The 4,265-nt window shown below is 45.7% G+C and carries 11 protein-coding genes; all 11 read right to left on the bottom strand.

Features of this window, described 5'->3' with window-relative positions:
- On the bottom strand, nucleotides 1–440 hold a 440-nt coding region (locus tag KT99_RS19375), incomplete at its 3' end, for a preprotein translocase subunit SecY (RefSeq protein WP_005503662.1).
- A 7-nt stretch (nucleotides 441–447) separates the two neighbouring features.
- Nucleotides 448–882, bottom strand: coding sequence for a 50S ribosomal protein L15 (gene rplO / locus KT99_RS19370; protein ID WP_005503661.1), 435 nt, complete (start codon nucleotides 880–882; stop codon nucleotides 448–450).
- 1 nt (nucleotide 883) lies between these two features.
- Complete coding sequence (gene rpmD / locus KT99_RS19365) at nucleotides 884–1,069, bottom strand: 50S ribosomal protein L30 (RefSeq protein ID WP_005503660.1); 186 nt, start codon at nucleotides 1,067–1,069, stop codon at nucleotides 884–886.
- Nucleotides 1,070–1,075: 6 nt separating this feature from the next.
- Entirely contained in the window at nucleotides 1,076–1,579 is a 504-nt protein-coding gene (rpsE, locus tag KT99_RS19360) for a 30S ribosomal protein S5 (RefSeq protein WP_005503659.1), read from the bottom strand.
- Between the two features lie 13 nt (nucleotides 1,580–1,592).
- Nucleotides 1,593–1,943, bottom strand: a complete 351-nt coding sequence (gene rplR / locus KT99_RS19355; RefSeq protein ID WP_005503658.1) for a 50S ribosomal protein L18 — start codon at nucleotides 1,941–1,943, stop codon at nucleotides 1,593–1,595.
- A 10-nt stretch (nucleotides 1,944–1,953) separates the two neighbouring features.
- A complete protein-coding gene (gene rplF, locus KT99_RS19350) occupies nucleotides 1,954–2,484 on the bottom strand; it encodes a 50S ribosomal protein L6 (RefSeq protein WP_005503650.1) in 531 nt (176 codons plus the stop codon).
- A gap of 10 nt (nucleotides 2,485–2,494) precedes the next feature.
- Entirely contained in the window at nucleotides 2,495–2,887 is a 393-nt protein-coding gene (gene rpsH, locus KT99_RS19345; protein ID WP_005503649.1) for a 30S ribosomal protein S8, read from the bottom strand.
- A gap of 24 nt (nucleotides 2,888–2,911) precedes the next feature.
- Complete coding sequence (gene rpsN, locus KT99_RS19340) at nucleotides 2,912–3,217, bottom strand: 30S ribosomal protein S14 (protein ID WP_005503648.1); 306 nt, start codon at nucleotides 3,215–3,217, stop codon at nucleotides 2,912–2,914.
- A 10-nt stretch (nucleotides 3,218–3,227) separates the two neighbouring features.
- Nucleotides 3,228–3,767, bottom strand: a complete 540-nt coding sequence (rplE, locus tag KT99_RS19335; RefSeq protein WP_005503647.1) for a 50S ribosomal protein L5 — start codon at nucleotides 3,765–3,767, stop codon at nucleotides 3,228–3,230.
- 12 nt (nucleotides 3,768–3,779) lie between these two features.
- Complete coding sequence (gene rplX, locus KT99_RS19330; RefSeq protein ID WP_005503646.1) at nucleotides 3,780–4,094, bottom strand: 50S ribosomal protein L24; 315 nt, start codon at nucleotides 4,092–4,094, stop codon at nucleotides 3,780–3,782.
- A gap of 11 nt (nucleotides 4,095–4,105) precedes the next feature.
- Nucleotides 4,106–4,265 (bottom strand): uL14 family ribosomal protein (locus tag KT99_RS19325; RefSeq protein WP_005503644.1); only part of this gene is annotated, 160 nt, incomplete at its 5' end.

Below are 4,265 nucleotides of genomic sequence, written 5' to 3'. Positions count from 1 at the left end.
TACACTAAACCTGGGATCAAGTTAGGTAGACCCGTTGCGATACCGACTGCCTGGAATGTACCCAGGACCAATGTGCCGTATCGTGTATATTGACTGATCTTCTTACGTCCTGATTCGCCTTCCTTCTTAAGTTCAGCGAGTGCAGGATGTACCACAGTCAATAGCTGCATTATGATCGATGCCGAGATGTATGGCATGATACCTAATGCAAAGATAGAAGCACGTTCAAGAGCACCACCGGAGAACATGTTAAACATGCCTAAGATGGTACCCTTCTGCTGATTGAACAGCTCTGCTAATACAGCAGCGTCAATACCAGGAATTGGTACAAACGAACCGGCTCTAAAGACGATAATCGCACCAATCACGAACAGGAGGCGAGTCTTCAGTTCAGAAAATCCACCTTTCGCGCTTTTTAAATTAAGTCCTGGTTTTGCCATCGACGTATTATTCCTCGATCTTTCCGCCGGCAGCTTCGATAGCTGCACGAGCACCTTTGGTTGCCTTCAGACCTTTAACGGTCACTGGGCGCTCAATGGTACCTGAAAGAACAATTTTAGCAAACTGTATGTTGCGTGTGACAAGATTTGCATCTTTCAGCGCATTCAAGTCGACAACATCACCGTTAACTTTTGCAAGTTCGCTGATACGAACTTCCGCAGTTACCAAAGCCTTACGCGAGGTAAAACCAAATTTAGGCAGACGGATCTTAAGTGGCATTTGACCACCTTCGAAACCTATGCGTACGCCGCCACCTGAACGAGACTTCTGACCCTTGTGGCCGCGACCACAAGTTTTACCAGTGCCCGAACCGATTCCGCGACCTACACGCTTAGCTGCGGATTTAGCACCTGCAGCAGGTGATAGAGTATTTAGACGCATCTTATACTTCCTCCACCGAAACCATATAGTAAACCTTGTTAACCATACCGCGAACGGAAGGAGTATCTTCAAGTTCAACAGTGTGGTTAATACGGCGTAAACCTAGACCAGTCAAAGTTGCACGATGCTTAGGCAAACGTCCAATTGAACTCTTAGTCTGAGTAACTTTTAATGTTTTCTTAGCCATGGTGCATTAACCTCGAATTTCATTAACATTGAGGCCGCGCTTAGCTGCAATTTGTGCTGGTGACTTCATCAGCACCAACGCATTTACAGTTGCACGAACAACGTTAATCGGGTTAGTTGAACCGTATGTTTTCGACAGAACGTTACGCACGCCTGCCACTTCCAATACGGCACGCATTGCGCCACCGGCAATAATACCGGTACCGTCAGAGGCTGGTTGCATGTAAACACGCGAACCAGTATGACGACCCTTTACAGGGTGGTGCAGAGTACCATTGATCAATTCAACAGAAACGATGTTACGACGAGCCTTTTCCATCGCTTTCTGAATTGCAGCAGGCACTTCACGCGCTTTACCATAACCAAAACCGACCTTACCATTACCATCACCGACTACAGTTAGTGCAGTGAAGCTAAAGATACGTCCGCCTTTAACTACTTTAGAAACACGATTTACTGCAACTAATTTCTCTTGCAGATCGTCTTTTTGCTGAGCTTCAAATTTAGCCATTTTTCATCATTCCTTAGAACTTGAGGCCAGCTTCACGAGCGGCGTCTGCTAATGCAGCTACACGTCCGTGATACTTGAAACCGGAACGATCGAATGCAACTACAGTCACGCCTTTTTCGATAGCACGCTCAGCAAGGATTTTACCCACTACTTTAGCTGCATCTACGTTGCCTGTGTACTTTAGCTGCTCTGATACTGCTTTCTCAGCAGTAGAAGCTGACGCCAAAACCTGTGAATCAGGACTGATTACCTGAGCATAGGTATGACGTGGTGTACGATGTACAACCAGACGGTTAACGCCCAGCTCTTGGATCTTCTTACGGGCGCGTAGTGCGCGGCGTAAGCGAGATGTTTTCTTATCCATATCGCGTTACCTACTTCTTCTTAGCCTCTTTACGACGTACTTGCTCATCGGTATAACGTACACCCTTGCCCTTATAAGGCTCTGGTGGACGATATCCGCGAATCTCAGCTGCTACTTGACCCACTAACTGCTTATCTGTACCAGTAAGTACGATTTCAGTTTGAGAAGGACAGGCTGCTGTTACGCCGTCAGGGAGTTTGTGTAAAACAGGGTGTGAAAAGCCTAGAGTCAAATCGATGTCTTTACCGACGAGCTTAGCTCGGTAACCAACACCAACTAGAGTTAGTCTTTTCTCAAAACCAGCTGTTACACCAACTACCATATTATTGATTAATGCTCGAGCTGTACCTGATTGAGCGTTATTTTTAACGCCTGCAACAGAACTACACTTGATTTCGTTGTTTTCAACAACAACAGAAACATCTGTGTTTATTACTCGAGTCAAACTACCTTTAGACCCTTTTACGGTGATAGTTTGTTCGTTTAAAGTCACTTCTACGCCGGCAGGGATAGCGACTGGTGCTTTTGCGACACGAGACATTGCTAGCTCCTTATGCTACGTAGCAGATAACTTCCCCACCCAAGCCATTTTGGCGGGCGGTACGATCAGTCATCAAACCTTTAGAAGTGGACACGATTGCGACACCCAGTCCGCCCATCACTCTTGGAAGTTCGTCTTTACCTTTGTAAATACGAAGACCAGGACGGCTGACGCGCTGGATAGTCTCAACGACTGGTTGACCTTGGAAATACTTAAGAGTGATTTCTAGAGTCGGTTTAGCTTCATCTGCTACGGCGTAGTCAGTGATATAACCTTCTTCTTTAAGCGTCTGTGCAATAGCAACTTTCAACTTATTAGAAGGCATAGATACTGATACTTTGTTAGCAGCTTGGCCATTACGAATACGTGTTAACATATCCGCTATAGGATCTTGCATGCTCATATTAGCTTACTCCGTGACAAGTGCTTACCAGCTGGCCTTGCGTAGACCAGGAACTTCACCGCGCATAGTCGCTTCACGTAATTTGATACGGCTAAGGCCGAATTTACGTAAAAAACCATGTGGGCGACCAGTTTGACTACAGCGATTACGCTGACGCGCAGGGCTAGAGTCACGTGGTAGACCTTGCAACTTAAGAACGGCATCCCAACGATCTTCATCAGATGTAGTCGGGCTGCTAATGGTAGCCTTAAGCACTTGACGCTTTTCAGCGAACTTAGCCACGAGCTTGGCACGTTTTACTTCACGTGCTTTCATTGAACTTTTTGCCATTTCGCTACCCTTATTTCTTGAATGGGAAGTTAAAGCCTTCAAGCAAAGCTTGGCCTTCTTCATCATTCTTCGCAGAAGTAGTGATCACAATATCCATACCGCGAATTTTATCGATTTTATCGTAATCGATTTCCGGGAAGATAATTTGCTCACGCACACCCATCGCATAGTTACCACGGCCATCGAACGACTTAGTGTTCATGCCACGGAAATCACGGATACGCGGGATTGCGATTTCAATTAAACGCTCTAAAAATTCCCACATACGCTCACCGCGCAGTGTAACCTTACAGCCTATCGGGTAGCCATCACGGATTTTAAAACCAGCCACTGACTTACGAGCGACAGTTACTACTGGCTTTTGGCCAGCGATAGCAGTCATGTCACGAAGCGCATGCTCCATAACTTTCTTATCTGCTACAGCTTCGCCAACACCCATGTTTAGGGTGATTTTCTCAATCCGAGGGACTTGCATGACACTGGTGTAACCGAACTTTTTAACAAGTTCAGGACTCACAGTCTCTTGATATTTATCATGCAGTTTCGCCATCGTTTACTCCAATTACTTAATGAGTTCACTGTTCGACTTAAAGAAACGGACTTTTTTGCCGTCTTCAAATCGGAAACCAACGCGATCAGCTTTGCCTGTGGCAGAGTTAAAAAGCGCTACGTTTGATGCTTGTATCGGTGCTTCTTTCTCAACAATACCACCAGTCACACCCAGTTGTGGGTTAGGCTTCTGGTGCTTCTTGACAAGATTGATGCCTTCAACAATTAATTTACCAGTAGTAAGAACCTGAGAAACTTTTGCACGTTTCCCTTTATCTTTACCTGCTAGTACTATTACTTCGTCTTCACGACGGATTTTAGCTGCCATTTGAAGCTCCTTTACAGTACTTCTGGTGCCAGAGAAACAATTTTCATAAATTGTTCGTTACGCAATTCACGCGTCACTGGGCCAAAGATACGAGTACCAATCGGTGCATTGTTTGCATTAAGCAAAACCGCTGCGTTCCGATCGAAGCGAATGACAGAACCGTCTGGACGA

Origin of the sequence: Shewanella benthica KT99, from assembly GCF_000172075.1 — a bacterium.
Taxonomy (GTDB): domain Bacteria; phylum Pseudomonadota; class Gammaproteobacteria; order Enterobacterales; family Shewanellaceae; genus Shewanella; species Shewanella benthica_A.
This window is presented reverse-complemented; position numbering and strand designations above follow the sequence as displayed.

Coding starts and splice junctions, on each gene's coding strand:
- rplO (WP_005503661.1), bottom strand. CDS start 882: ATGCGTCTAAATACTCTATCACCTGCTGCAGGTGCTAAATCCGCAGCT.
- rpmD (WP_005503660.1), bottom strand. CDS start 1,069: ATGGCTAAGAAAACATTAAAAGTTACTCAGACTAAGAGTTCAATTGGA.
- rpsE (WP_005503659.1), bottom strand. CDS start 1,579: ATGGCTAAATTTGAAGCTCAGCAAAAAGACGATCTGCAAGAGAAATTA.
- rplR (WP_005503658.1), bottom strand. CDS start 1,943: ATGGATAAGAAAACATCTCGCTTACGCCGCGCACTACGCGCCCGTAAG.
- rplF (WP_005503650.1), bottom strand. CDS start 2,484: ATGTCTCGTGTCGCAAAAGCACCAGTCGCTATCCCTGCCGGCGTAGAA.
- rpsH (WP_005503649.1), bottom strand. CDS start 2,887: ATGAGCATGCAAGATCCTATAGCGGATATGTTAACACGTATTCGTAAT.
- rpsN (WP_005503648.1), bottom strand. CDS start 3,217: ATGGCAAAAAGTTCAATGAAAGCACGTGAAGTAAAACGTGCCAAGCTC.
- rplE (WP_005503647.1), bottom strand. CDS start 3,767: ATGGCGAAACTGCATGATAAATATCAAGAGACTGTGAGTCCTGAACTT.
- rplX (WP_005503646.1), bottom strand. CDS start 4,094: ATGGCAGCTAAAATCCGTCGTGAAGACGAAGTAATAGTACTAGCAGGT.